Raw genomic sequence first — 25,247 nt, forward strand, 5'->3', positions numbered from 1 at the left:
TTCACACTTTCTGGGTCAGGCCGGCGTCGACAACCAACTGACAGCCGGTCATGTAGCGGGACTCCGCGGATGCGAGGAACAGGACCGCATTACTGACGTCCACCGGATCGACCCAGGGAACGGGCAGCAAGTTGCGAGCGCTGAGCACTGCAGCAGCGTCTGCTTCGGTGGGATTCTCGATGTCCGGGCACAGGTTCGCGAACACTCGCTCGTTGATGATCATCGGGGTACGTACCGAACCCGGATGCACGGAGTTGACGCGGATACTCTGCGCCCCCAACTCGTTGGCCAGCGTTCTGGCCAGGCCCACCACGGCATGCTTGGCTGCGCTGTAATGACTTGCTCCGGCAATACCTTTGATTCCCGCTGTCGAGCTGACCAGAACGACGGATCCACCGTCGCCGAAGTGCGGAACGCAGGCCTTGACGGTGTGCCACGCCCCGGTCAGATTGACGTCCAGCGAGCGGTTCCACACTGCAGGATCGATGGTCCACGACGGTCCCGGCGTGTCGTAGACGCCTGCATTCGCGACCACGACGTCCAACCCGCCGAGTTCGGTAACGCACTCGGCCACGACGGCGGCCAGACCGTCGAAGTCCCGAATATCCGCCACACCGGTGACCGCGACACCGCCTCGATCACGCACTGCCTGAGCGGTTTCCGCCAACCCCGATTGCGCCTGTTCGACATCCAACGCGATCACGGACGCGCCTTCCTCGGCGAGCCGCTCACAGTGTGAGCGTCCCATTCCGCCGGCCGCACCCGTCACGAGTACCCGCTTGCCCTCCAGCCGGCTCATGCGTGCACCGCGCTGTTCAGCTCGAAGCCTCGGTATCCCGCTGCTGCCACGTCTGCACAGATGTCGGAGTAGACACCGAAGCCTCCGATGAAGGGCATGAATATCCTCGGCTTTCCCGGGATGTTGGCTCCCATGTACCAGGAGTTCGCGGATGGGAACAATGTTGCCGACGCCCGGCGTGAGCACTCCTCGAGCCAGTTGTCCACGGCTTCGGCACTCGGCTCGATGGTGTCGATCCCCGCCGAATCGAGGTGGTTGATCGCGTCGGCGATCCAGTCGACGTGCTGTTCGGCAGCGAGAATCATGTTGGACAGCACACTCGGGCTGCCCGGCCCGGTGACGATGAACAGGTTCGGGAAGCCGTGAACTCCCAAACCAAGATAGGTTCTCGGACCCGCATGCCAGTTCTCTCGCAAGGTCTCGCCGTTGCGGCCACGGATCTCGATGCGATCGAGTGCCCCGGTCATCGCATCGAAACCGGTGGCGAACACCAATGCGTCGAGTTCGTAGTGCGAGTCGGTCGTCTTGATCCCGGCCTCGTCGATTGCCTCGATCGGTGCGCTCTTGAGATCGACCAGGCTCACGTTGTCACGGTTGTAGCTCTGGTAGTAGTCGGTGTCCGTCACGATCCGCTTGGTCCCGATGGGGTGGTCGTTCGGGATCAGCAGGTCGGCGATGGCCTGATCTTCGACCACCGATCTGATCTTGGCCTCGGCAAATGCGGCCGCCGTCGCGTTGGCGTCGATGTTGCTGGTCTGGTCTGCGAAGGTTTTGGCGAACAGAACACCGCCGAGCTTCCACCGCTCCTCGTAGGCCGCGTTCCTCTCGGCCTCGGACACCTCGAGCGCGCTGCGAGGATCCGAAACGAACGGAGATCCACCGCCACTGCGCTTGGACAGCGCTCGACGCTCGGCGTAGTCGGCCTTGATCTCTGCGCGTCGTTTGTCATCGAGAGGCGTGTTTCCCGCCGGCACACTGTAATTCGCGGACCGCTGGAACACGAAGAGGTGATCGGCCTGCTCGGCGATCAACGGAACGGACTGGATGCCCGACGATCCGGTGCCGATCACTCCCACTCGCTTGCCGGTGAAATCGACGCCCTCGTGCGGCCAGAAGCCGGTGTGGAAGACCTCACCGCCGAAAGTCTCGCGACCTGCAATGTTCGGAACGTTCGCGGTCGAGAGGCTGCCCGTGGCGCACACCACGAACCGCGAGGTGACGTCATGACCACCGTCGGTGTGCACTCGCCACGTCGACGAGTCCTCGTCGAACTGTGCGCTCAGGACACGGGTATCGAAAGTGAACCCACTGCGTAGGTCGAAGCGATCGGCGACGTGATCGAGGTAGGACAGGATCTCCGGCTGCGCGGCGTACTTCTCGCTCCAGTCCCAATCCTGTTGCAACTCTTCGGAGAACGAGTAGGAGTAGTCGAAACTCTCGACATCGCAGCGTGCGCCCGGGTAGCGGTTGAAGTACCACGTGCCGCCCACTCCGGAGCCCGCCTCGAAGCCGTGGACACGCAGCCCCTGCTCGCGAAGTCGGTGCATGGCGTACATGCCGGCGACGCCGGCGCCGATGACTACGACGTCGAGTGGTGCGGTGGAGAAGTCAGGATCGGTCATGGTGGCCACGCTACGAGTGGGTTGAATGGTAGAGGAACAGGTTCTCCCGCTGGGTGGGCGAAGCCTCCACCCCATGACGCTGGGTGGGCGAAGCCTCCACCCCATGACGCTGGGTGGGCGAAGCCTCCACCCCATGACGCTGGGTGGGCGAAGCCTCCACCCCATGACGCTGGGTGGGCGAAGCCTCCACCCCATGACACTGGGTGGGCGGAGAGCGCTGTGTCCACCGATCGGGGGACAGCGATGTCGTCCAGCACTCGGACCCGTAGGTGGACAGACCCGAAGGGATTTCGGGGCCATAGTTGTCTCATCACAGAAACACACGGTCACCAAGACCGACAAATCGAGGAGAACATGATGAGCACCAACACAATTCGACCTGAAGCACTTTCCTTCTCCGGCCTCAGCATGGCAGCTCTGGTTGCCCGCTCCGCCGGTGCGAACACGGTGAAGTCGATGACCGACACATCCGTCACGACGGCGATGATCAGCAATTCGGGTCGCGGGGCCCTGTATCTGGTCGACGCATCCAACCCGAACGGCGACTGGGTCGTCCCGCCGGCGGACTACATCCTCCCCAACATGAACGTGAACGTTGTGGCCACGAGCAAGAACCAGAACGACTTCCCCATCGTGCTCACGTACCGCTCCGACGACGGTGGAGTGTTTGTCTTCAGTGCTACCAACTCGAAGACCAGGGCGGATGCCGGAGGTACGTACGCCCCCGACAGCCACGACGTCACGGTGACGATGACCTCGGGTTACCCGGCCATGAACGTCACGTACGTGCTTCGGTGACGCTTGCTCACTCCAACAATCCCTGCCGCATCGCAGCGGCGACGGCGGCGCCTCGATCGTTGACTCCGAGTTTCTCGTAGAGGCGCTGCACGTGAGTTTTGACGGTGGAGGGCGCAAGAAAGAGTTGTGAGGCGATGACCGGGATGCTGGCGCCCTGCGCGATCAATCCGAGAACCTCACGTTCGCGGGCGCTGAGCGTCGGACCGGACGGTTCACTACGACGCCGAACCTCTCCTACCAATCCGGCGGCGATACTGGGCGGCAACACATCTCGTCCCGCAGCACAGTCGAGCACGGCACTCACGATCTCGGCGCGAGTGGATTCCTTCGGCAGGAATCCGGCAGCACCGGCTTGCAGGGCCTGGTACACGACAGACGATTCGTCGTGAGCGCTGAGCAGAAGCACACGCGTCGGAAGCTCGTCTCGAACGACTGCGGCGGCGACCTGAGTTCCATCCAGGTGCGGCATCCGGAAGTCGAGCAGCGCGACCTGCGGGCGTAGTTCGCGGATCATTGCGAGCGCTGCTGCGCCGTCGTCGGCCTCGCCCAGGACGTCGATGCCGTCACTGCCGGTCAGAGCCCGAACCACGCCCTCACGGAACAGTGGGTGATCGTCGCCGACCACCACGGAAACCTTGCCGGCCAGCGGCTTCGTGCCTTCGCGCATTGCTCACTTTCTCACGCCCGTACCAGCAATGCGAGCACTTACGCCTCCCCCGATCGGGGGACAAGAGATTCAACCCCGCCACGGCCCCGTCGGCGGACATACTGCAGCACTCATTCGCGACAAGATTGATTCATCGCCGAGAACGGCAACCACACACCATCCCAGGAGCAGACATCATGCGTACCAACACCACTCGCTTCGTAGCAGTCACCGCAATCGCCCTCGCTGTCGGCGGAACCGCACTGGGAACCGCAGCGATCGCCAACGCCGGCACCATGCCCACCGACGGCCCGACGGTTGCCATGACCATCACCAACAACACCGACAACCCGATGCTGCTGGACAGCGCGTCCAACCCCTACGGACAGTGGATCAACGGCCCCCGCTCCTACCTGGCCCCGCACACCACCGAGATCGTCACCGCCTACAGCAGCGATCCCCGCGGTATCGGTGTCGACGTCACCTACAACGTCGCCGACGGCGTCCAGACGGTCATGGCTGCCAACAACTACGTCGGCAACCCCACCCTCGACGGGACTCGCATCATCGGCGACCCGACGCACGTCATCCTCACCGACTACATGGCCACCGGCTACCCCACGATGAACGCCTCCTACGACGTCTTCACGCAGAACTGAACCAAGCGTTGATGCAACCACGAACTTGATCCGCTACGGCCCACGACCCGGTATCCGCATGGATGTCGGGACGTGGTGTGCGCTGACCAGCTCAGACGCGTTCGACCAACACGCAGCGGGCGCCACTGAAGATCGTGGGCATGCACTTGTTGCAGTGGATGCACAGTGATTGGGTATCGGATTCGGCCGCGATCCGATTGATCAGATCCGGTTCTCTGAGCAGCGCCCGTGCCATGGCGACGAACTCGAACCCTTCCGCCATTGCGGTATCCATGCCCGCTTTGTCCGTGACACCCCCGAGCAGCACGAGCGGCAACTTCACCGCAGCACGAATCTGCCGAGCCTCTTCCAGCATGAACAACGGCTTGTACGGATAGGTATGCAACATGCTCTTCCCCACCAACTGCACACCGAGTCGAACAGGTTGCGGCATCGCCGCGGCGAACTCGCGGATCGGCGCATCGCCCTTGAACAGGTACATCGGGTTGAGCAGTGAACTGCCCATCGTCAACTCGAGCGCGTCGACGCTTCCGGATGCTTCGAGCCACTGCGCCACCTGGATTGCTTCGTCCACCCAGAATCCGCCTGGCACACCGTCGTCCATGTTCAGCTTGGCCAAGATCGCGACCTTGTCACCGACGGCATCGCGCACACTGCGTGCAGTTTCGAGTACGACGCGAGCCCGGTTCTCCAGCGATCCGCCGTAGGAGTCCTTACGACGGTTGAGTTTCGGGCTCAGGAACGAGCTCGCGAAATAGTTGTGACCGAAGTGGATCTCGACGGCGTCGAATCCTGCCTCGACGGCAAGTCGCGCAGCGCTCCCGTGCGCGGCCGCAATTCTGATGATGTCCGCTGTCGTGGCAGTGCGAATCATCCTCATGCTCAACGGATTGAACGAACTCGACGGTGCCAGCGCGGGCAGTCCGGTCGACTTCTGATTCGCCACGGGACCGGCATGGCCGAGCTGCGCCGACGCAGCAGCACCTTCGGCGTGAATGGCATCGGTGAGCCGCCGAAGCCCGGGGAGGGCATCGGGCCGCATCCAGAGCTGGCCGTATTCGGTGCGCCCTTCCGGTGCGACGGCGCAATACGCGACGGTGGACATCCCGACTCCGCCGGCGGCTGGGCGACGATGGAACTCGATCAGCTCGTCGGTGACCAGGGCGTCGGGAGTTTTGCCTTCGAATGTCGCGGACTTGATGATTCGATTTCGAAGGGTCACCGGGCCGAGCTTCGCCGGGGCGAGCACGTCGGGAGCAGTGGTCATCGAGTTTGCCTCTCGCGGGAGTTGTTTGCAGGACGGTAGATCGATGGCCCCGAGCCGGCTAGGGCCCGTGCCACGGAGCGGGAAACGGCTTCAGCCCGGCCGAGGTGGCCGGGCTGAAGCCGTCATTGCCGTTCAGACGCGTCCGAAATACGCATCCTTGAGCACTGCCAGGTCGTCGATGTCCTTGGCGTCGGCGTCGAGAACCACCTTGCCGATGTCGAGGACCGTCACATGATCGGCGACGCTCATCGCGGCCTCGACTGCCTGCTCGACCAGTAGAACAGCCAGGCCGGTTTCCTTGAGTTGTTGGACGCGGTCCATCACCTCACCGACGATCACGGGAGCGAGACCGCCCGAAGGTTCGTCGAGAAGGAGCAACCTAGGCTGCGCCATCAGCGCTGCGCCGATCGCGAGCATCTGCTGCTGACCGCCCGACATGGAACCGGCGGGAAGCGAACGCTTCTCCCCCAGGATCGGGAACATCTCGTACATCGATTCGACGGATTCCATAAGCTCGCCGCGCTTTGCCTTGCGGGTGTACCCGCCCAGCAGGAGGTTCTGCTCGACGGTCTGCTTGTGGAAGACCCGCTTGCCCTCCTGCACGTACGCCATCCCCTGTCGTACCCGTTTGTGCGCGGGGACTCCGGTGATGTCGGCGCCGTCCATCTCGACGGTTCCGGAGGCCACCTTGTTGAGGCCGGACAGGGCACGGAGCGTGCTCGTCTTGCCTGCGCCGTTGCGTCCGAGCAGGGCGGTCACCTGACCGGGATAGACGTCGAACGAGACATCCCAGACGACGCGCAGATCGCCGTACCCGGTCTGCAAGTTTCGGACCTTCAGAATCGGTTCCATCACTTCACCTCACTGGTCTGATGGTCTACCGCGCCGATTTCTTCGAGAAGTGCTTCTTCGTCACCGGACTTGACTCCGAGGTACTCGCTCAAGACGCGTGGGTGATGTTCGATGGTTGCCGCATCGCCGGTGGCGATCACCTGCCCTTGCGCCAGCACGACTATCTCGTCGGCCAGCGAGAGGACGAGGCGGAAGTTGTGCTCCACCAACACCACTGTCGCCCCGGCATCTCGCAGTACCCGGGTCAGATCTGCCAGGCGTTCGAGTTCGTCCTCGTCGAGTCCGGATGCCACCTCGTCGAAGAGGACGACCCTCGGTTCGGCGATGACGGCGCGAGCAACCTCGAGCATGCGACGCATCCCCAGGGGCAGCGACGTCGCGATCTCGTTGCGCAAGTGCGACATCCCCACGAGTTCGAGGACACGCTCGGCCTCGACGATGTCGGCCTTCGCGATCCTGCGGAAGCTGGGCAGGCGAAGCACAGCCGACGCCATCGACGCTCGGTGCACCGAATAACGTCCGGATGCAACAGCTTCCAGAACCGTGATGTTTTCCGGAATCGTCGGAGTTTGGAACGTGCGCGCCACACCCACGCGCGCCACCTTGTGCGGCGACGACTGCGAGACCACCGTGTCACCGATCGTGATCACGCCCGCATCTGCGGTGTAGAAGCCGCAGATCATGTTGAGCATGGTCGTCTTACCCGAACCGTTGGGCCCGATCAACGCGGTGACCTTACCGGCCTCTGCGGTCAGGGTTGCCGCATTGAGCGCCTGGTTGCCACCGAACGCTTTGGACACTCCGTCGACCACCAACCGTGCTCCGTTGATCGGCGCCAGTTCCGGTGTCCCACCGCTGTTTTCCTTTGCAGTGACTACGCCCAGGCCGGCCTTGCGATCGAGTTTCGAGACGATCGCTCGCCCGACCTTGGTCAAACCCCCGGAGAGAAGCACACCGCCGATGATCAGGAAGCCGCCGTAGAAGATCAGCGAATACTCCTGGAACGCCGTCGACTGGTTGGGACCGAGCTGCATGATCGCGGCACCGACCACGGCGCCGTACACACTTGCCGCACCGCCGAGGATCGACGCCGCCAGAACTGCTGTGGCAAAGGTGAACCCGAAGGCTTCCGGCGAGATGAACAGGTCGGTGTTGGCGAACAGCGCACCCGCCAGACCGGCGGGGAACGCACCGATGGCATAACCGAGCAGCTTCATCCGGAACACCGATACACCCTGCGACGACGCCAGAACCGGCGACTGCTTGAGCGTGCGGAACGCGATGCCGTGCCGCGAGACCACCAGGTTACGCATCACCGCGAACCAGAGCACGGTCACGACGACGACCACCATGTAGTACTGCTGGGTGTCGAGTTCGGAACCGAAGAACGTCGGCGGCTCCATACCGGTGAGGCCGTTTCGGCCGCCGGTCTTGCCACCGAAGATCGCCAGTACGTCCGGTACCAGCAGAACCAGGAAGAACGACGTCATCGCCAGGGACCAGTTGCCCAGGCGCAGACCGGGAACACCGGTCAGGATTCCGACCGCCAGTGCCACTGCTCCGGAGGCAGCAAGCTGAAGCAGAATGTCGGTGTGACCTGCCTGGGACATCAGACCCGCGGTGTAGGCACCGGCCGCGTACATCGCTGCCTGGCCGAGTGCCAGTTCACCGGCAAAGCCGAGGCTCAAGTTCAGGCCACTGACCACAAGTGCCAGGATGCAGGCCAATTGAATCTGACGTGATGTCGACAGGTCGAGTCCCATCACGGGCAGCAGCAGGATCACCACGGCCAGGACGAGTGGGATGATCCAGCTCGGTAGGGAACGGAAAGTCCGCCACGCACTTACCATCTCACACCACCCGTTCTCGGACATTGCCGAACAGTCCAGCCGGTTTGACCATCAAGATGACGATCAGCACCGTGAAGACGGCGATATTGCTGTACTGACTTCCCGCCCACAGGGCGGTGAACGATTCCACCAGGCCGACGGTCAGACCGCCGATCAAAGCGCCAGGCAGAGAGCCGAACCCGCCGATCGCCAACGCCACGAATCCCTTGAGGGCCAACGCTGCACCCAACGTCGCAACTGCAAACGTCTTGGGGCCGACGAAGAGTCCGAGGACACCGGCCAAGGCACCCGAGAAGGCAAACGCTCCCAGTGCCAACCGTCGTACGTTGACTCCTCGCAGCATCGCCGCTTCACGATCCTCGGAGATGCCGATCAGAGCCAGACCCGTCATCGTTTTCTTCGAGACGTAACTCAACCCGACGACCAGTGCGATCGCCGCAACCAGCAGAGCGATCTCGACCGGGTAGGTACGGCCGCCGAGCAGGGTGATCGGTTCGTTCGATCCGAAGAACGGAACCGTGAGAGGTTCACTACCCCAGATCAATTGAGTGGCGCCGTTGAGCAGAGTTGCGACACCCAACGTCGTGACCAACTGGTTCTGGTGATCGGCCACCGGTCTGATCGCGACGATCTCCTCGACCGAGGCGAGGAGCATCACGGTCACGGTAGCCATGACGGCCACCACGAGAACGGGAAGTTTCAGGGTCACCAGACCCGTGTAGGCGACAAAGGTGCCCACCATCATCAGCTGAGCTTGAGCGAAGTTGAAAGTGTTGGAGGAAACGAAAACGATGTTGTACCCGATGGCAACCAGCACGTAAACCGCGCCGAGCGCCAACCCGGACCACAGAATGGTCATGACGCAGCCGGGTTTCCGAACTGACCGTTGAGGATCTTCGTCGGGCTGATGAACTTCAGCTCGCTGGTGTCCGGGTTCGGGCCGTGGTTGTCGGAGCTGAAGTTGTAGCGCGAGAGGAATGCGGTCTTGGCATTCTCCTGGACCTCAGTGGTTTCCAGTGCTTCGGCGAGCTTCTTCGGATCGGTCGAACTGCCGACCTTCTCCGCTGCCGCCGCGACGAGGGGGAATGCGTCGTAGTTGTCTGCGAGGATCAGCGTCGACGGGATGGAGCCCAGCGAAGCCATCGTGTCCACCATCGTGTTGACGAGTGCGTTGTTCGGATCGAACACCGTGCTGCTGAACACCTGCGTCACCAGGTTCTTCACCTGCGGGGTGCCGAGCACGCCGGCGGGCGGATCATTGGCGATGAGGTTGGTGGCAGACACCGAGGTGTTTCCGACCAGCGGCACGTCCCAGCCGAGTCGCTCGAGGCTCTGCAACACGTATCCGAGAGGAGCGCCGTACGCATCCAAGGCGATTGCCGCGGCACCCGAATTCTTGAGCGACTGCAACTGCGCCGTCATGTCCAAAGCGGCGGCGTCGTACTCCTCGTTACCGGCGGCCTTCAGACCTGCGGATTGCAAAGCACTGGTCATTTCTTCGCCGAACAGCTCACCGTAAGCGGTACTGCCGTGCAAGACTCCGACGCTGCTGTAACCCTTGGACTTCGCGTACTCGGAAATTCCGCGAGCGGTATCGGTCGCACCCGGAGCCAGATCGAAGTTGAGCGGGAACTTCGAGGGGTCCGTCGAATCGGGCGAGGGAGCCATGCTCATCGAGAGAATGTTGTTCTGCTTGAGGATCGGCAGAACCGCAGCCGCGATCGACGACGGACCCGAGTTCAGGTAGAGGTCAGGCTTGTTCCCCGAATTGATGGCTTCGCGCAGCTTGGTGACGGCGATGGTTGCGTCACCCGCGTCGTCCACCGTAGTGAGCTCGATCTGACGGCCACCGATCCCCCCGGCTTCGTTCTGGACCTGAACGCCCGCCTTGGTGGCGAGCAGCGAGGTCTGCGAATTAGCCGCGAGGACTCCCTGTGCACTGATCCCGCCGGTCAGCAGCACACGGTAGGGCGAGTCCGCACCTCCGTCGGACTCCGAAGAACCACTGCACCCTGCGAGAGCCAGAGCCGTCACGGCAACTGCCGCAACAAGAATGGGCCGACGATTCATGTCTGCACTCCTAGAACACATGTATGCACCGAACGTCAGGCGAATACCTGACGAAAGAATGATCGGCCGGTGGACGTGCCTGATTTCGAGCACCAGCCAACCAAGCACCCGCTTGATGATCTAGCAAGCAGTTGCTTGGGATGGAGCATAGAATGTGATCTGGATAACGTCAAACGCTGAAAAGTGGAGTCATGGAAGCGGACGCTATGCACATTGAGGCGGCGTCGACAGATCTCTTCCCGCTGGGTGGAAACGCCGAAACGGCTCCACGCCCTGGCGGATTCGACGAAATGAATCCGACAGGGCGTGGAGCCGTTTGTGTAAAGGTCCGACTATCGCTGGTTGCGGGGCTTCCAGACCACCAACGCGTTGTTGCGCGGAATCGGCACGAGATCCCGGCGATAGCCCGCATGGACTTTCGCGATCTCCTCGGCCAATTCGCGGACGCGATGCTGCAGAGCCTCGACCTGGTTGGTCAGTTCGATGATTCGTTTGATTCCGGCAAGGTTGACTCCCTCGTCCTGCGAAAGCCGTTGTACTTCACGAAGAAGCGCAACATCGCGCGGAGAGTAGCGTCGTCCGCCACCGGTGGTTCGATGCGGGGTGACCAACCCGAGTCGGTCGTAGTTACGCAAAGTCTGCGCGTGCATTCCGGCCAACTCGGCTGCCACCGAGATCACGAAGATCTGAGCGTCAGGATCGACCGTCGCATCCCATTGATTCTGCGGTCGCTCTGTCATCATGCACCGGCCCACCCGGCCCGTGGATCGAACCCGCTCGCCTTCTCGGCTTCGAGATAGGTTTTCAGCGCTTCGATCGCCGGGTCGTCCAACTTCTGCGGAACGGATACCTTGACCGTGACCAGAAGGTCACCGGCACCGTCCGGCCGCTTGGGGATACCGCGTCCGCGAACTCGCAGAATGCGTCCGTCCACCGTTCCAGCCGGAACCTTCACTCCGACACGGCCTTCCAAAGTCGGCACGGACAGTGTCGTTCCCAGCACCAGCTCGCCGTAGCTCACCGGAACCGTCAGTGTCAGGTCGTCGCCGTTGCGTCCGAAGACACTGTCCGGCTTGACGCGGATGTTGACGAACAGGTCGCCGGCCGGAGCGCCGCGGAGTCCCGCTTCGCCCTTGCCCTTGAGTCTGATCTTCTGACCGTCGCTCACACCGGCAGGCACGCGAACCGTGATGGTCCGTGTGCGATTGGTGACTCCGCTACCGTGGCAGTCTTCACACGGCGAGTCGATGATCGAGCCGGTTCCCCGGCAATCGTCACACGGCTCACTGAATCCGAAGGCGCCCTGGTTCCGGCTGACCACGCCGGTTCCGTTGCAATGTGGGCACACTCGCGGGCTGGTGCCTGGCTTTGCGCCGCTGCCGTGACACGTGGTGCACGACGTAGGGCTGGTCAGACGAAGAGGGACGGTGACACCGAGCGCTGCTTCACGAAAGGCGAGCGTCGTCTCGGTCTCGAGATCCTTGCCTCGACGCGGGCGGTTGGGCGCAGCTGTTCGCTGGCCCGCTCCCCCGCGGTTGAACAATCCGCCGAAGATGTCTCCGAGACCCGAGTCCTGCCCACCGGCCCCGCCGCCGAACAGGTCGTTGATGTCGAAACCACCAGCGCCGGGGTTGAATCCGCCGCCGCCCTGCGCGCGGGGGCCGAAGCCGCCGCTGGCAAAGAGGCGCCGAGCCTCGTCGTACTCCTTGCGCTTGTCCGGGTCAGACAGAACGGCATGAGCTTCACTGACGGACTTGAAACGCTCTTCGGCCTTCGCATCGTCAGGGTTGGCGTCGGGATGAAGATCCCGAGCCAGCTTGCGATACGCCTTCTTGATTTCGTCGGCCGTCGCGGTGGACGAGACGCCCAGCTCCTTGTAGAAGTCCTTCTCGATCCACTCCCGTTGACTCACTGGGCGTCTCCTCCTCTCACTCTTACTTCGCTTCTTGTTCTGAACCGTCTGCAGGCTTGTCGCCTACCCGGTCCGTCACGGCCACCATTGCGGTCCGAAGGACCCGGTCGCCGAGCTTGTATCCCTTGCGCATGACCGTCCCGAGTACGGGGTCGTGGCCTTCGCCTTCATGTTGCACCGCTTCGTGGAGTGCGGGATCGAAATCGTCACCCTCGCTGCCGAAGTCGGTCAAACCCAGACCCGTCAGGGTCGTGTTGAGTTTGTCTGCGAGTGCACGCAGTGGACCCGATTCGAGGTCACCGTGTGCCCGAGCGCGATCCAGGTCGTCGAGAATTCCGATGAGCTCGGTGATGACCGAAGCCCGCGCGGTTTCCTTGATGACCTGCTTGTCACGCTCGACGCGACGACGGTAGTTGGTGAACTCCGCCTGAAGTCGCTGCAGATCCGCAGTCCGTTCGGCGAGCTGATCGGTGGCGGATGCTTCCTCCACGATCGACTCTGCTTCCTGAACTACCCCTGTGTCTTCCGAGTCGAGCGGCGGCAGGGATTCCCCCGCCGCCTCTCCCTGTGCACCGGTCTCGGGGTCGACCGGGTTGTTCTCGGGGTTGTCCGAGGTCACTTCTTGTCCGAGTCGGTGGGCTCGTCGACAACCTCGGCGTCGACGACGTCGTCGTCATTGCCTGCGCCGTCGGTGTTTCCGGCCTCGTTTGCAGCGGAAGCCTCGTAGATGGCCTGGCCCAGAGCCTGCGACTCGGTGCCCAGCTTCTCCACTGCGGTCTTCACTGCAGCGATGTCGGTGCCTGCCAGGGCGTCGTTGACGTCCTTGACCGCTGCCTCGACCTTGGTCAGGATCTCCTCGGAGACCTTGCCCGCGTTCTCACCTTCACGCTGCTCCTTGACGAACTTCTCCGTCTGGTGGACCAGCGACTCGGCCTGGTTGCGAACCTCTGCCTCTTCGCGACGGGCCTTGTCTTCCTCGGCGTGAGCCTCGGCGTCCTTGACCATGCGCTCGATCTCTTCCTTGGACAGACCGGAGCCGTCCTGGATCTTGATCGTGTTTTCCTTGCCGGTGCCCTTGTCCTTCGCCGTCACGTGCACGATGCCGTTGGCGTCGATGTCGAAGGTGACCTCGATCTGCGGAACGCCACGCGGGGCGGGCGGCAGATCGGTGAGCTCGAAGGAGCCGAGCAGCTTGTTGTGCGAAGCGATTTCGCGCTCACCCTGGAAGACCTGGATCTGCACCGAAGGCTGGTTGTCGTCAGCGGTGGTGAAGGTCTCGGAACGCTTCGTGGGGATCGTGGTGTTGCGCTCGATGAGCTTGGTCATCACGCCACCCTTGGTTTCGATGCCGAGGGAAAGCGGCGTGACGTCGAGGAGCAGAACGTCCTTGACCTCACCCTTGAGCACACCGGCCTGGAGTGCGGCGCCGACGGCGACGACCTCGTCCGGGTTGACGCCCTTGTTGGGCTCACGGCCACCGGTCAGTTCACGAACCAGATCGGAGACGGCCGGCATACGGGTGGAGCCACCGACGAGCACGACATGGTCGATGTCCTTGACGGCGATTCCACTGTCCTTGATCACTGCCTGGAACGGCGCACGAGTGCGATCGAGCAGGTCCGAGGTGATCTTCTGGAACTCGCTGCGGGTGAGCTGCTCGTCCAGGAAGAGCGGGTTCTTGTCCGCGTCGACCGTGATGTACGGGAGGTTGATGGAGGTGCTCTGCGAGCTGGAGAGCTCGATCTTCGCCTTCTCCGCAGCCTCACGCAGACGCTGCAGGGCCATCTTGTCCTTGGTCAGATCGATGCCGTTCTGAGCCTTGAACTTGTCGACCAGCCAAGCGACGACGCGCTCGTCCCAGTCGTCGCCACCGAGGTGGTTGTCACCGGAGGTTGCGCGAACCTCGACGACACCGTCGCCGATTTCGAGCAGGGAGACGTCGAAGGTGCCGCCACCGAGGTCGAAGACCAGAATGGTCTGCTCGGTGTCACCCTTGTCGAGTCCGTATGCCAGTGCAGCCGCGGTGGGCTCGTTGACGATACGAAGGACGTTGAGGCCGGCGATCTGGCCGGCTTCCTTGGTTGCCTGACGCTGTGCGTCCTCGAAGTACGCGGGGACGGTGATGACGGCGTCGGTGATGTCTTCGCCGAGGTAAGCCTCCGCGTCACGCTTGAGCTTCATGAGCGTGCGGGCGCTGATTTCCTGCGGCGTGTACTTCTTGCCGTCGATTTCCACGTTCCAGTCAGTGCCGATGTGGCGCTTGACGGAGCGGAGGGTGCGGTCGACGTTCGTGACTGCCTGGTTCTTCGCGGGCTGACCGACGAGAACCTCGCCGTTCTTGGCAAATGCGACCACCGAGGGGGTGGTACGTGAGCCTTCGGCGTTGGCGACCACTACGGGCTCGCCGCCCTCCAGCACTGCAACTACCGAGTTGGTCGTACCGAGATCGATACCGACTGCACGAGCCATAGTGTTCCTACCTTTCGTTCTGCGGTTCTCTGCCCGAGTGGTTGATCTCGAACATGACCGCGAGTTTTTCGCTTGGTGAGCGTCCTCCGCTCAAGTTTGCCTCCGACCGTGGCCGAGAGTCAACTTGAAGTTGAGCCGAGGGCGCTCAAGCTTGTCGAAATGGTCAACTACAGCCCACGTAGATTTGTTCCCGCCTTCCCCGAAAAGCCGGAAAAGTGCGCCACATCACTTCCGTATCTCTCCGAATGGCTACGATCGGCCGGTGACCGATCCCGACAATTCTCCCGCGCGACCTCCTCGCCCGTCACCTCCACGCCCGGCACCCGAGCGACCCGACGTCTCGGTTCGGCCGCTCCGACCTGCAGCGAGCGACGAGACACCCAAAGCCGTGACATTGTCCACCTCTGCCTGGATCGGCTCGTTCGTCGTCCTGGCCGGAATCGCCGGAGTGGTAGTCACCAGCCTCGACGACGTCCGGTCGGCTCTCGAAGAATCGACTGCGCGCGACAATCCCGGATACTCGTCCACCGACATCTCCGATGCCGTGACCGTCGTACTCGCCGGCAGCGGCGGCGGCGCTCTCGTCCTGGTCCTGCTCGCACTTTTGAGCCTTCAACTCCTCCGCGCACGCAAGAACGCCGGGCGGGTGATGACGGCGATCGTGGGAGTCCTGAGCATCGCGGCCGGACTCGGCTTCATGTCTCTGGTCGACGGCGCAGCAGACATCGGCGCCGGAGTTCTGAGATGGGGTCCGATTCTCTACTGCGCCCTGGTCGCGGTGGCGGCGATCGCTCCGTTCGCTCCCGGTGTCAGCACCTGGCTGCGGGGACGCCGATGAAGGTTCACGTACAACTGGACTCCGCGCCGGGCGCGGGCGCTGCTCGTAGCCGTGAACTCGCGGAGACCGGCGCCGGTGGCCTGTTCACGTTCGAGGGACCACACGACGTGTTCTTCCCGCTCGTCGAAGCAGCATCGGCCGTCGACCTCGACCTGATGACCAACGTCGCCATCGCATTCCCCCGCAGTCCCATGCATCTGGCGCATTCGGCCAACGACCTGCAGTTGCTCAGTCGCGGCCACTTTCGACTTGGCCTCGGATCGCAGATCAAACCGCACATCGAAAAACGCTACAGCGCAACGTGGTCGCGTCCGGCGGCCCGCATGAAGGAGACTGTCGCAGCGGTCAAGGCGATCTTCACTGCGTGGGAGAACACCTCGACGCTGAACTTCCGCGGCGAGTTCTTCACCCACACGTTGATGCCTCCGACGTTCGATCCAGGCCCCAACCCCTATGGGCCGCCGCCCATCCTGATGGGTGCGCTCGGACCGGTGATGACCAGGACAGCTGCCGAGGTGGCCGACGGACTACTGGTCATGCCGTTCCACACGCAACGTCATTTCCTCGAACGAACACTTCCGGCCGTCGGTGCCGGTCTTCGCGAATCCGGCCGCACCCGAGACGAATTCACGATCATCCCGCAGGTCATCGTCGGCGTCGGCCGCGGCGACGATCAACTTGCCGCGGCCGCCAGAGGCGTCCGAGCCCTGCTCTCGTTCTACGGTTCGACGCCCGCATACCGTCCGGTGCTCGACGTCGAAGGGTGGGGCGAGGTCCAACCGGAACTCAATGCCCTGTCGAAGCGAGGTGGCTACACCGAGATGGCGTCGCTGATCACCGATCCGATGCTGACCACACTCGCCGTCGTCGGCACTCCCGAAGAGTGCGCCACCGAGATTCGGCGGCGGTTCGGCGAACATGCCGACGAAGTGTGCTGCTATTTCCCCGGTTACGACGTAGAACCGTCAGACGTGGCGTCGATGATCTCGTCTCTCACCTGAACCCGGTCGAACTTCTTGATCAGGCCCCCAAGGTACGGGCCAGCTCGGTCAACGACTCCCGGGCAGCACGCAGGCTCGCGTCACCCTGCTCGATCAGAGGTGCCATCGCCGGAATACGTTGCGCCAAAGTCAGTTCCGCGGTGATGACGGAGACATCCATTCCCATCGACACCCCGAGCACCTGAACGAGTGGCGGGACGGTGTGATCGTTGGCCTCGTTTCCCGAGCCCGGCGCATAGGTGTTTCCGCGGCTGGAGACGATCACCACCGGCTTACCTGCCAGAGGCTGAGTACGCGTGTCGAAAGGCACCGTAGTCCCCAGGACGTGTACGTAGTCGATCCACGCCTTCAACGTGGACGGGATCGACCAGTTGTACATCGGCGCACCGATCACGACGACGTCTGCAGCGGTAAGTTGCTCGATGACCCGAGCCTGGAGTGCTTCCGCGGCGGGATCCGGAATCTCGCCCTCGACTCGCAAGCGTGGTGCATAGTGCAGGGCCGCGTCCGCGAGGTGCGGCAAGGGATCCCGGTGCAGGTCCAACGTCACCGTCGTGTGATCCGGACTGTTCTTCGACCACTGCTGAGCGAACAGTGCGGTCAGATCACGTGAGGTCGAGTGGTGGAGTTCGGCGGACGAATCGATGTGAAGTAGCTGTGGCATCCCTCATCACTACCAGAGCGCGCTCAACTCTTCTCCGCGGCTAGATCGGATTCCGCTGCGTACTGCGCCAGCAGGACTCGTTCGCGCTCGCGACGCGGATAGAAGAACGTCACCACCGCGGCACCGGCACACACGATGATGATCGCCGCGATGTAGGCGTTTGTATCCCCGTCCAGGAAGGCGTTTTTGGCGGCGGTCATGATTTGGTCCGCGTATTGCGGGTAGCGTTCCGCGAGAACTTCGGCGCTGGAGAAGGATTTGGTGAGCGCGGCCTGAGTTTCGGGAGTCACTTCGGATGCGTTCGGCGAGGACGAGATCGCATTTCCCAACGATTTTGCGTACCCGGCCGTGAGTATTCCGCCGAGAATCGACTGCATGATGGCGCCGCCCAGGTCGCGTTGCAGGTCCGAGGTTCCCGACGCCATACCAGCGCGGTGCACGGGAACGGATCCGGTCAGCGAACGCGATGCCGGTGCGCCGGCCAGACCGACGCCGATGCCGACAAGCGCATAGGCCAGCGCGACCTGCCAATACTGTGTGCTTTCGTTCCACAGGAACAGCGCGACGAACAAACCGAGAACCACGAACAGGTAGCCGGCGAGCAGCGTGACGCGGGCGCCGTACCTTTCGATCATGGTCGCCGAGCGCGGCGCGACGATCACCATCGCCAGCGCAGCCGGAATGATCGCCGCACCGGCTGCCAGCGTCGAGTACCCGAGGACGTTCTGCAGGAACTGCTGGCCGATGAACATCGCGCCCATGAGCGAACCGAACACGACCAACCCACCCACCGCCGCGACCCAGAAGGTCGGGCGCGCAGCTACGTGAAGATCGAACAGCGGATTGGCCGCGCGTCGCTGTTGCAGGAAGAACCCGATACCCGCGACAACTGCTATCGCCCCGAGCACCAGAGCCAACGTGCCCGAACCCTTCACCGGCGCAAAGTTGATGGACAACACCAGCGCCCCGATGAAGACGATCGACACTATGCCGCCGAGGTGATCGACTCGCTCGGTCGTCTCGTTGACGTGAGCGGGAACCAACACCAGGGAACAGATCAGTGCCACAAGGGCCAAGGGAAGGGTGACAAAGAAGACCGAACCCCAGTGAAACTGCTCGAGCAGCGCCCCCGAGACGATCGGACCGAGTGCTGAAATCGCGCCACCGATTGCCGACCACATGGCAATCGCCTTGGTTCGTGCCGGTCCGGCCCACAACGCCGTGATGATTGCCAGCGTGGTCGGGAACGCCAGACCTGCCGAGACGCCTCCGACTATCCGAGCGAGGAACAGCACTTCGAAGTTCCCGGCGAATCCCGCCACGATCGACGCCGGAATGGACAGCGCCATGCCGGTGACCAGCAACATCTTGCGGCCGTATCGGTCTCCCAAGGCCCCCAGGTAGAGCACCGTTCCGGCCAGGCCCAGCGAGTAGCCGACCGCGATCAGGTTCAGTTGCGTCTGACTGGCGTCGAAAGCCCGCCCGATATCGGGCAAAGCGACATTCGCGACCGAGAGATTGAGGTTCGCGACCGCAGCGACCAGGATGAGCGTCCCCAGGACGAGGGTGGCTCGATCCGGTGAAGCGGACTTGATGTCACTCGCCATGCGCGTGCTCCCATCGAGGTGGGACCCGAACCTGGTAGTTATGTCCGGATCATCCCGAACTCAAGATAGAACCCTCGTCCGGCGCTCGCATAGTGAACGGGTCCCTATTCGGGCACAATTTCAGCCAGGACGCCCTCGGCGCTGCGGGCGGCGACCAGGCAGGCGCGCGAGGTGAACCTGTCGAAGAGCGGATGTCTGGACAACTCGCGCCATCTGCGGACAGCCGCCGTGGCCCGCGCACGCTGCACCTCCGGCGATTCTTCCGGTTCGCAGCCCAACCGGTCACTTGCCCGGATTCCGTAGCCGCCGATCAGTCTTTGCAGTTGTGCCAGGTCGTCGGGTGGCAGATCCGTGTGTACCGAACGAAGACGCCCGAGCAGGCGAAGTTCGTGAAAGCCGTGAACATCGGCAAGCAACCGTTGCGCCTCCGCCGCGATCTGATCGCCTTCCTCGCTCGGATCGGCTTCGAGGATTCTTCCCAGCGTCACCAGCGCCGTGTGCGATTTGAGCTGATCTGCCCGCTGCCCGAATTGAACGTCGATCACCTGACGCAGTTCGTCCAGGCCGCTGCGCTCCAACAATTCGGCCGCCAGGGACGGTGAATCAGTGGCCCCCAACTTGATCGACGTCACGGCGAGGCGAATTCCGAAGAGCCCGAACCGATCGGCCAATTGCGCCCGCATGGCCGCATCGACCGGCAGCGGACTGTCCTGCCTGGCAAAGCGATCCGCGGAGAGGAGCGCAAGGCTCAGATCCTCGGCCGGAACCTGCGCGAGCGCCGAGAAGGCCGCGAACTCGCTCTGCCTCATCGTCCGAGCAGCGAGCGCGAGCAGACCTGCCACCGGAACCACCGACTGGCACAGGCCGGTTCGCTCCAACTCCTCGGCAAATCGCGCCGCGACGTCCTTCGCCGAAGACAACGCGTCGAGCCTGCCTGCGCCGACCTCATCGGCACGCGAGAGAACTCCGATCACTCCGAGTGGCCCGGATTCTCCGCCCACGTGATCCGCGATCTTCCCGAGGAACTGCATGTCACTGGCATTGAGAGCCCGCAGGAGGTAGACCACTGCATCCGCGCCTGGTGCCTCACCGTCGGGAACGAGCATGTCCCAGGTGCGGGCCGAGACCTCGGTCGAGAGCGACGAAGTGCCCGGTGTGTCGATGATCGTCGTACGAGCCAATGCCGAAGACGGCCAGTCGACGTCGATGCGGTCCACCGAGTCTGCGGTGTACTCGCCCAGATCGAACGTGAGCCTTCCGTCGCGGCGCGTCACCGGCACGTTGAACTCGGCACCGTTCTCGGCCGTCGCGGTCACCTGCGGCGTCGTCCCGTTCCGATACCAGGTGACGACGCGTGTGCATTCCGTCGCGTCGGTAGGCGCTATATCCTGTCCGACAAGCGAATTGAGCAGCGTCGACTTACCCGCTTTGAGGGAGCCGGCGAGCGCCACCCGGAGTGGCTCGTCGAGCCTGGCCGCACATTCTTCCAACTGGGCGCGCGTCTGCGGCTGATCGGCGTAGGCACGTCTGGCGTGGTCGATCAGGGCGTGTGCCGACTCCACTGCGGTCACGGTGGTCGTGGCATTCATGCGTTGGTCACCTTTGCCGAGGCAGGAGCGGGAGTTTCGCCGTTCAGCGTTCCGGCAACGGCGTCGAGCTCCGCGACGACGCGCATGTCGGTCTCCAGACGCTTGATCCGAGCGGCATGTTCACTCGACTCCAACTGCGCGGCTTCCTGAGTGGCGCGGAGGGATTCGTTGATCGAGCGCAACGCCTGCTCGGCGATGTCGGTGAAGTGATCACGCAACAGCCGCTGCACCAGGCGTAGGCGATCCTTCGACTCCTTGCCCACCTGGAAGCTGACGTCGTCGGCAAACCGTCGGATAGCCGCTTTCGCCTCAGCGCGACGCTTGAGCACCTGAGCCTGCTTGTCTTCACGATAAGCCTTGGTGCCCAGCAGAACCCCGGCGCCGATGGAGATCGGGTTGACCAGAGCCATGCCCATCATCGTGGTGATCAAGCCGAACATGAGCACGCCGCCGTACGAGCCGCGCATGCCGACCAGGACTTTCTGAGTGATGCCGATTCGGCCGGATTCGAGGTCCGCCAATGCACCGACCGGTTCCAGGAAACCGTCGGTGTCGGCGACGTCGAGATGCGGGAGCGCGACGTCACCGGTCTCCGCAAAGTGCTGCGCCACAACTTCTGCCAGCCACTGTGCGCGATCATGCGCCCACACGAAGTTGTCACCGATCGCGGTGGCGATCTCCTGTTCGAGCCACTCCCCCACGACGTCCCAGTCCTTACCGGGATCGCCTTCGTCGACCGTCTCCTCGGCCTGGCGGGTCACCCGGCGCAACCGGTCCCGGAGGTCGTGATCGATGTCGGCGGCGAGGTCTGCGATGCCGTCACCGAGGCTCTGCTGCCACAGTGAGGTCTTCTTGTGCAGTTCCTCGGCCGCTGCCCGGGCACGCTGCAGTCCCGCGACCGCTGCCTGAGCGGTCGACGGATCCTTCAGCGCCGCAAGCTCACTGCCCATCTCCAACGTCAGATGCGCTGCCGCAGAACGCACATCCATCGCAACTGCGCGTCGAGTATTCGATTCGGCACGCGCAACGACGTTGTCCCGCAAGAACTGATAGAGGTCCAAGAATCCGGATTCCGCTTCGAGTTCCTTGTCCCCCAGCCTCAGCGCGTGCGAGCGCAGTACCGAGGAGATCGGAATGAGCGGCAGATCCAACCCGGCACGCTGGAGATGTCCGCGATCGGCGTCGAGGATCTGCCGCCAGTGCGGGTACAGATCGGTCTTGCTGATCAGCCCGGCTACCGCAGGACACAGATTGACGACCTGGCGGATGAATCCCAGCTCCGGTTCGGTGAACTCCTGGCTGGAGTCCGACAGAACCAACACTGCATCGGCCGCAGTGATCAATCCCAATGTTCCTGCAGCATGAGGATTTCCATGACCGCCGACACCAGGGGTGTCGATCAGAACCAAACCGTCGGCCAACAGCGGACTGGGAACACCCACTTCCACACGCAGAACCTCACGCCCTTCGGCGCGAGGCGTGGCCGGGGTGATCCCCATCAGTTCCTCGAGCGGGAGGGGCACCCGAATGGGCGCCGCACCCGGATCGGCGAGAATCAGTTCGGCGACCGCGGTCTCCGCGTACTGAACTACCGTCGCCACGGCCGTGGTCTCGTCGTCACCGACCGAGCACACGTCGATGCCTAGCAGAGAATTGACGAACTGGCTCTTGCCCTGCTTGAGGGGTCCGACCACCACGATGCGAATACGCGGGTCGTTGACTCTCACCTGAGCGTTCTCGAGTCGGCGCACCAGATCCGTGCGCCCGAAATCCTTCGCCACGACGGCTGTTCGTTCGAGCAACGACGCCGTCGACGACGCGACGCGCGCCTTCCGGCTGCTTACCTGACTCGCTGAATCACTCATGAGCTACGTTGACCCGCAATTCTTCCCGACTCGAATATCCGGCCCTGCGAACGCATAGCGCACGCAGGGCCGGATTTGTTACATCAGGTCATTTTGACCGATTTCAGTTCCTGCGTCAGCAGATCAGGGATGCAGGTGATCGACAACCGCAACCGGGTCGATGTGATCGACCGGCGCTGCAACCGAATCCTCGGCGAAGAGCGAGTGTTCGGTATCGGCGCTCAGACCCGAAGTGGAACCCGAACCGAAAGCATCGGTCGCATCGATCGACGACCACGGGTTCAGCGCACCGGTCAACGAACTCGTCAGGTCGGACACTCCGCTCACTGCTCCACCGAGGGATCCGCCCAGGTCAGCGACTCCACCGCCGCCAACGGTACCGCCGCCGTCGACTGTGCCACCGGCAGCTGCGGCTGCGTCGGCTCCGATCGAACCGGTCACGTCGGTGACTGCTCCGACAGCCCCGCCGAGCGATCCACCGAGATCGGTGACGCCGTTCAGTGCGCCGCCGAGCGACCCACCCAAACCAGCCGCAGCGTTCGTGGCCGCGTCGAGACCTGCTGTTGCGTCGAGACCTGCTGTTGCGTCCAGCGCGCCGCCCACAGTTGCTCCGAGGTCGCCGGTCACACCGCCGAGGTTCAGGCCTTCTGCCGCGATGCTTCCGAGGTCGACGGAAGGCAGTTCAGCGGAGATCGGGCCGAGGTTCACAGCGCCGAGGTCGACGGAGGGCAAGTCGGCACCGATCGAACCGGTGTCGATTCCGCCGAGGTTCAGTGCCGTGTCCAGCGCTCCACCGAGTGCACCTTCGGCACCGAGAACGCTGTCGAGAGAGCCCCCCAGCCCGAGGCCCGCGCCCAGCGCACCGTCCAGCGCGCCGGTCAGGTCCGTGCCCACGGAACCGACAGCACCCAAGCCGCCTGCACCTGCGAGGGCGGTGTCGAGAGCCGCAGCGACACCGGCTGCCAAGCCTGCTTCACCGCCCAGACCGAGTGCACCACCGAGGTCGATTCCGGTAAGTCCGCCTGCGCCCAGCGCTGCGTCGAGAGCGCCGCCGAGACCGCCCGCGAGCCCGGCATCGACGCCGAGTGCCGAACCGAGAACACCCTCGAGGGCCGTCGACAGATTCGCGCCTCCGGCCAGAGCTGCCGCGAGGTCTGCGCCGAGACCGCCTTCGAGGTCGAGTGCTCCCCCGAGCAGTCCACCGAGTGCGCCACCCAGGTCGGCTCCGACCGTTCCCCCGGCACCGAGGGCGCCGGAGAGTGCCGCGCTGAGCTGCGCGCCGAGGTCTGCTCCGCCGCCGAGTACGGCGTCGAGGTCGAGTCCGCCGCCGAGACCCAGTGCTGCGTCGAGTGCGCCGCCCAATGCAGTTTCCAGACCGCCGCCGACGCCGAGTGCTCCGCCGAGGGCGCCACTCAGGGCAGCACCGAGATCGAGGCCGCCCGCGATATCGGTGAGAACGCTGACATCCGTGATCGCGCCGAGGACGCCGCCGAGCGATGCACCCAGATCGGCGCCGATCGTGCCGCCGGCTCCCAGGACGCCCGAGAGCGCGCCGGACAATGCCGTGCTGAGGTCGCCTGTCAGAGCGCCGGCAAGATCCAGGCCGCCGCCGAGTGCAAGAGCGGATTCCAGTGCGCCGGTCAGGCTCGTGCCCAGTTCGCCGCCGATGTCAAGGAGACCGCTGAGGTCTGCTGCGCCGCCGAGGAGTCCACCGAGAGCCAGGCCGAGATCGGCTCCGAGGTCACCACCGATGGCGAATACGGGTGCGAGAGCTCCGCTGAGCCCTGCCGTCAGGTCGAGTCCGCCGACTGCGCCGATCGCGGCGTCGAGGGCTGCTCCCAGCTCCGCAGTCAGGCCGCCGGTCACACCGAGGGCGCCGCCCAGAGCCGCGCTGAGCTGTGCGCCCAGATCGAGAGCTCCTTCGAGATCGAGTGCGCCGCCCAAACCGAGACCGGCTTCGATCACAGCGCCGAAGGCTGCGCCGAGTTCGGCACTGATCTCGCCACCGATGGCAAGCGCAGCGCTGAGGGCTGCTGCGAAGTCGCCGACCAGGTCGAACTGGCCGCCGAGGGCGCCTCCGACTCCGATTCCTGCACCGGCGCCGAGACCCAGGCTGCCGCCGAGGCCACCACCGAGACCACCGGTGAGTCCACCACCGAGACCACCGCCGAGTCCGAGACCGCCGCCGATTGCACCGGCAGCGGACGCACCGGCGTTGACGATCGCGGACAGGTCGGCGCCACCACCGGCAAAGAGTCCGGACTCGGCGACCAGCGGAGCGACCGCGACGATGTCGGCGGGGCTGACGTCGCACAGACCGGCAGCATCGAGTGCCGCGGTCGGGTTGGCGCAGTAGTTGGCAGCTGCCTCGTCGTCACGAAGTAGCCCGAGGATGAATTCGAGTACGGCGTTCGTTGCCATGGCGGGTTCTCCTGAAGTTCGTTGACCGGGTTGTTGCCGGTGGGTAGTTGCCGGTGGTCCGGAAACTGGTGCGCTGCCAGAGGTAGCGAGTGGAATCAACGCTAAGAACTTTTGCGAGTGGGGCCAACGGGGAGCACCCCCCTCTTCTCCAGGGACAGGTGGGGAAGCCCCCCATTGGGCTACGCCCGGTCGGAATAGGGGATTTGCCCCGATTAGGGGATCGGTCCCCTACTTCGTCGCGACGCCTCCGATCCGGTAACGATCTAGGTCCTGAAACCGACATCGCAGACAACCGCGACAGTCCTTCTGTCGCCCACG

Annotated in this window: 21 protein-coding genes; 4 read left to right on the forward strand and 17 right to left on the reverse strand. The window is 63.7% G+C overall.

What is annotated here, in order from left to right; genetic code table 11:
• Position 1 precedes the first annotated feature (1 nt).
• Both G4D79_RS27470 and G4D79_RS27475 read right to left on the reverse strand, forming a co-directional pair.
• Positions 2-799 (reverse strand): mycofactocin-coupled SDR family oxidoreductase, encoded by a 798-nt coding sequence (locus tag G4D79_RS27470; protein WP_058038555.1) that lies wholly within the window; start codon positions 797-799, stop codon positions 2-4.
• Positions 796-2,421, reverse strand: coding sequence for an NAD(P)/FAD-dependent oxidoreductase (locus tag G4D79_RS27475; RefSeq protein ID WP_007726712.1), 1,626 nt, complete (start codon positions 2,419-2,421; stop codon positions 796-798). Before G4D79_RS27475 ends, G4D79_RS27470 begins: the two co-directional genes overlap by 4 nt.
• A gap of 357 nt (positions 2,422-2,778) precedes the next feature.
• Here G4D79_RS27475 and G4D79_RS27480 point away from each other — a divergent pair, with 357 nt between their 5' ends.
• On the forward strand, positions 2,779-3,219 hold the full coding sequence (locus tag G4D79_RS27480) for a hypothetical protein (protein ID WP_047269511.1): 441 nt from the start codon (positions 2,779-2,781) through the stop codon (positions 3,217-3,219).
• Positions 3,220-3,226: 7 nt separating this feature from the next.
• Here G4D79_RS27480 and G4D79_RS27485 read toward each other — a convergent pair whose 3' ends face one another.
• The gene (locus G4D79_RS27485) at positions 3,227-3,886 is read right to left on the reverse strand and encodes a response regulator transcription factor (protein ID WP_063314849.1); all 660 of its coding nucleotides are present in this window, start codon (positions 3,884-3,886) and stop codon (positions 3,227-3,229) included.
• A 176-nt stretch (positions 3,887-4,062) separates the two neighbouring features.
• Here G4D79_RS27485 and G4D79_RS27490 point away from each other — a divergent pair, with 176 nt between their 5' ends.
• Entirely contained in the window at positions 4,063-4,524 is a 462-nt protein-coding gene (locus G4D79_RS27490) for a hypothetical protein (RefSeq protein ID WP_007726708.1), read from the forward strand.
• A 91-nt stretch (positions 4,525-4,615) separates the two neighbouring features.
• Here G4D79_RS27490 and G4D79_RS27495 read toward each other — a convergent pair whose 3' ends face one another.
• The 9 genes from G4D79_RS27495 to dnaK all read right to left on the reverse strand — a co-directional run bounded on the left by G4D79_RS27495 (position 4,616) and on the right by dnaK (position 14,944).
• Positions 4,616-5,791 carry an NADH:flavin oxidoreductase gene (locus G4D79_RS27495; RefSeq protein WP_007726707.1) on the reverse strand — a complete coding sequence of 392 codons (1,176 nt, stop codon included), beginning with the start codon at positions 5,789-5,791 and terminating at the stop codon, positions 4,616-4,618.
• A gap of 132 nt (positions 5,792-5,923) precedes the next feature.
• Positions 5,924-6,643, reverse strand: coding sequence for an ABC transporter ATP-binding protein (locus G4D79_RS27500; RefSeq protein WP_003944438.1), 720 nt, complete (start codon positions 6,641-6,643; stop codon positions 5,924-5,926).
• Complete coding sequence (locus tag G4D79_RS27505) at positions 6,643-8,493, reverse strand: ATP-binding cassette domain-containing protein (protein ID WP_214514595.1); 1,851 nt, start codon at positions 8,491-8,493, stop codon at positions 6,643-6,645. The genes G4D79_RS27500 and G4D79_RS27505 overlap by 1 nt, the downstream gene beginning before the upstream one ends.
• 1 nt (position 8,494) lies before the next feature.
• Positions 8,495-9,352, reverse strand: coding sequence for a branched-chain amino acid ABC transporter permease (locus G4D79_RS27510; protein WP_007726703.1), 858 nt, complete (start codon positions 9,350-9,352; stop codon positions 8,495-8,497).
• Complete coding sequence (locus G4D79_RS27515; RefSeq protein WP_007726702.1) at positions 9,349-10,563, reverse strand: ABC transporter substrate-binding protein; 1,215 nt, start codon at positions 10,561-10,563, stop codon at positions 9,349-9,351. Before G4D79_RS27515 ends, G4D79_RS27510 begins: the two co-directional genes overlap by 4 nt.
• Before the next feature lie 332 nt (positions 10,564-10,895).
• Positions 10,896-11,306, reverse strand: a complete 411-nt coding sequence (locus tag G4D79_RS27520) for a heat shock protein transcriptional repressor HspR (protein ID WP_003944355.1) — start codon at positions 11,304-11,306, stop codon at positions 10,896-10,898.
• A complete protein-coding gene (dnaJ, locus tag G4D79_RS27525; protein WP_003944329.1) occupies positions 11,303-12,475 on the reverse strand; it encodes a molecular chaperone DnaJ in 1,173 nt (390 codons plus the stop codon). Before dnaJ ends, G4D79_RS27520 begins: the two co-directional genes overlap by 4 nt.
• Before the next feature lie 22 nt (positions 12,476-12,497).
• On the reverse strand, positions 12,498-13,094 hold the full coding sequence (gene grpE, locus G4D79_RS27530) for a nucleotide exchange factor GrpE (protein ID WP_003944430.1): 597 nt from the start codon (positions 13,092-13,094) through the stop codon (positions 12,498-12,500).
• Positions 13,091-14,944, reverse strand: coding sequence for a molecular chaperone DnaK (gene dnaK, locus G4D79_RS27535; protein ID WP_003944365.1), 1,854 nt, complete (start codon positions 14,942-14,944; stop codon positions 13,091-13,093). Before dnaK ends, grpE begins: the two co-directional genes overlap by 4 nt.
• A 262-nt stretch (positions 14,945-15,206) precedes the next feature.
• Between dnaK and G4D79_RS27540 the strand changes: the two genes are divergently transcribed.
• Together G4D79_RS27540 and G4D79_RS27545 are read left to right on the forward strand one after the other, a co-directional pair.
• Positions 15,207-15,782, forward strand: coding sequence for a hypothetical protein (locus G4D79_RS27540; protein WP_058038559.1), 576 nt, complete (start codon positions 15,207-15,209; stop codon positions 15,780-15,782).
• Positions 15,779-16,783, forward strand: a complete 1,005-nt coding sequence (locus tag G4D79_RS27545; RefSeq protein ID WP_042926298.1) for a TIGR03617 family F420-dependent LLM class oxidoreductase — start codon at positions 15,779-15,781, stop codon at positions 16,781-16,783. Before G4D79_RS27540 ends, G4D79_RS27545 begins: the two co-directional genes overlap by 4 nt.
• Before the next feature lie 19 nt (positions 16,784-16,802).
• Here the strand turns inward: G4D79_RS27545 and G4D79_RS27550 are convergent, their stop codons facing one another.
• From G4D79_RS27550 to G4D79_RS27570, 5 genes are all read right to left on the reverse strand, one after another.
• Positions 16,803-17,447, reverse strand: a complete 645-nt coding sequence (locus tag G4D79_RS27550) for an FMN-dependent NADH-azoreductase (protein ID WP_007726694.1) — start codon at positions 17,445-17,447, stop codon at positions 16,803-16,805.
• Between the two features lie 23 nt (positions 17,448-17,470).
• On the reverse strand, positions 17,471-19,054 hold the full coding sequence (locus G4D79_RS27555; protein WP_214514596.1) for an MFS transporter: 1,584 nt from the start codon (positions 19,052-19,054) through the stop codon (positions 17,471-17,473).
• Between the two features lie 104 nt (positions 19,055-19,158).
• Positions 19,159-20,643 (reverse strand): dynamin family protein, encoded by a 1,485-nt coding sequence (locus tag G4D79_RS27560; protein ID WP_042452229.1) that lies wholly within the window; start codon positions 20,641-20,643, stop codon positions 19,159-19,161.
• Positions 20,640-22,508, reverse strand: a complete 1,869-nt coding sequence (locus G4D79_RS27565; protein ID WP_214514597.1) for a dynamin family protein — start codon at positions 22,506-22,508, stop codon at positions 20,640-20,642. Before G4D79_RS27565 ends, G4D79_RS27560 begins: the two co-directional genes overlap by 4 nt.
• Positions 22,509-22,631: 123 nt before the next feature.
• Positions 22,632-24,929, reverse strand: a complete 2,298-nt coding sequence (locus G4D79_RS27570; RefSeq protein WP_007726688.1) for an IniB N-terminal domain-containing protein — start codon at positions 24,927-24,929, stop codon at positions 22,632-22,634.
• Positions 24,930-25,247 lie beyond the last annotated feature (318 nt).

This window comes from Rhodococcus sp. WY5 (assembly GCF_018588185.1).
GTDB classification, from domain to species: domain Bacteria; phylum Actinomycetota; class Actinomycetes; order Mycobacteriales; family Mycobacteriaceae; genus Rhodococcus_F; species Rhodococcus_F qingshengii.

Bases quoted from the DNA above. Each gene is read 5' to 3' on its own strand.
- G4D79_RS27490 (WP_007726708.1), top strand. From the start codon at position 4,063: ATGCGTACCAACACCACTCGCTTCGTAGCAGTCACCGCAATCGCCCTC.
- G4D79_RS27480 (WP_047269511.1), top strand. From the start codon at position 2,779: ATGAGCACCAACACAATTCGACCTGAAGCACTTTCCTTCTCCGGCCTC.
- G4D79_RS27565 (WP_214514597.1), bottom strand. From the start codon at position 22,508: ATGAGTGATTCAGCGAGTCAGGTAAGCAGCCGGAAGGCGCGCGTCGCG.
- dnaK (WP_003944365.1), bottom strand. From the start codon at position 14,944: ATGGCTCGTGCAGTCGGTATCGATCTCGGTACGACCAACTCGGTAGTT.
- G4D79_RS27510 (WP_007726703.1), bottom strand. From the start codon at position 9,352: ATGACCATTCTGTGGTCCGGGTTGGCGCTCGGCGCGGTTTACGTGCTG.
- G4D79_RS27555 (WP_214514596.1), bottom strand. From the start codon at position 19,054: ATGGCGAGTGACATCAAGTCCGCTTCACCGGATCGAGCCACCCTCGTC.
- G4D79_RS27550 (WP_007726694.1), bottom strand. From the start codon at position 17,447: ATGCCACAGCTACTTCACATCGATTCGTCCGCCGAACTCCACCACTCG.
- G4D79_RS27505 (WP_214514595.1), bottom strand. From the start codon at position 8,493: ATGGTAAGTGCGTGGCGGACTTTCCGTTCCCTACCGAGCTGGATCATC.
- G4D79_RS27520 (WP_003944355.1), bottom strand. From the start codon at position 11,306: ATGATGACAGAGCGACCGCAGAATCAATGGGATGCGACGGTCGATCCT.
- G4D79_RS27515 (WP_007726702.1), bottom strand. From the start codon at position 10,563: ATGAATCGTCGGCCCATTCTTGTTGCGGCAGTTGCCGTGACGGCTCTG.
- G4D79_RS27475 (WP_007726712.1), bottom strand. From the start codon at position 2,421: ATGACCGATCCTGACTTCTCCACCGCACCACTCGACGTCGTAGTCATC.
- G4D79_RS27470 (WP_058038555.1), bottom strand. From the start codon at position 799: ATGAGCCGGCTGGAGGGCAAGCGGGTACTCGTGACGGGTGCGGCCGGC.
- G4D79_RS27485 (WP_063314849.1), bottom strand. From the start codon at position 3,886: ATGCGCGAAGGCACGAAGCCGCTGGCCGGCAAGGTTTCCGTGGTGGTC.
- G4D79_RS27560 (WP_042452229.1), bottom strand. From the start codon at position 20,643: ATGAATGCCACGACCACCGTGACCGCAGTGGAGTCGGCACACGCCCTG.
- G4D79_RS27545 (WP_042926298.1), top strand. From the start codon at position 15,779: ATGAAGGTTCACGTACAACTGGACTCCGCGCCGGGCGCGGGCGCTGCT.
- G4D79_RS27500 (WP_003944438.1), bottom strand. From the start codon at position 6,643: ATGGAACCGATTCTGAAGGTCCGAAACTTGCAGACCGGGTACGGCGAT.
- G4D79_RS27495 (WP_007726707.1), bottom strand. From the start codon at position 5,791: ATGACCACTGCTCCCGACGTGCTCGCCCCGGCGAAGCTCGGCCCGGTG.
- G4D79_RS27570 (WP_007726688.1), bottom strand. From the start codon at position 24,929: ATGGCAACGAACGCCGTACTCGAATTCATCCTCGGGCTACTTCGTGAC.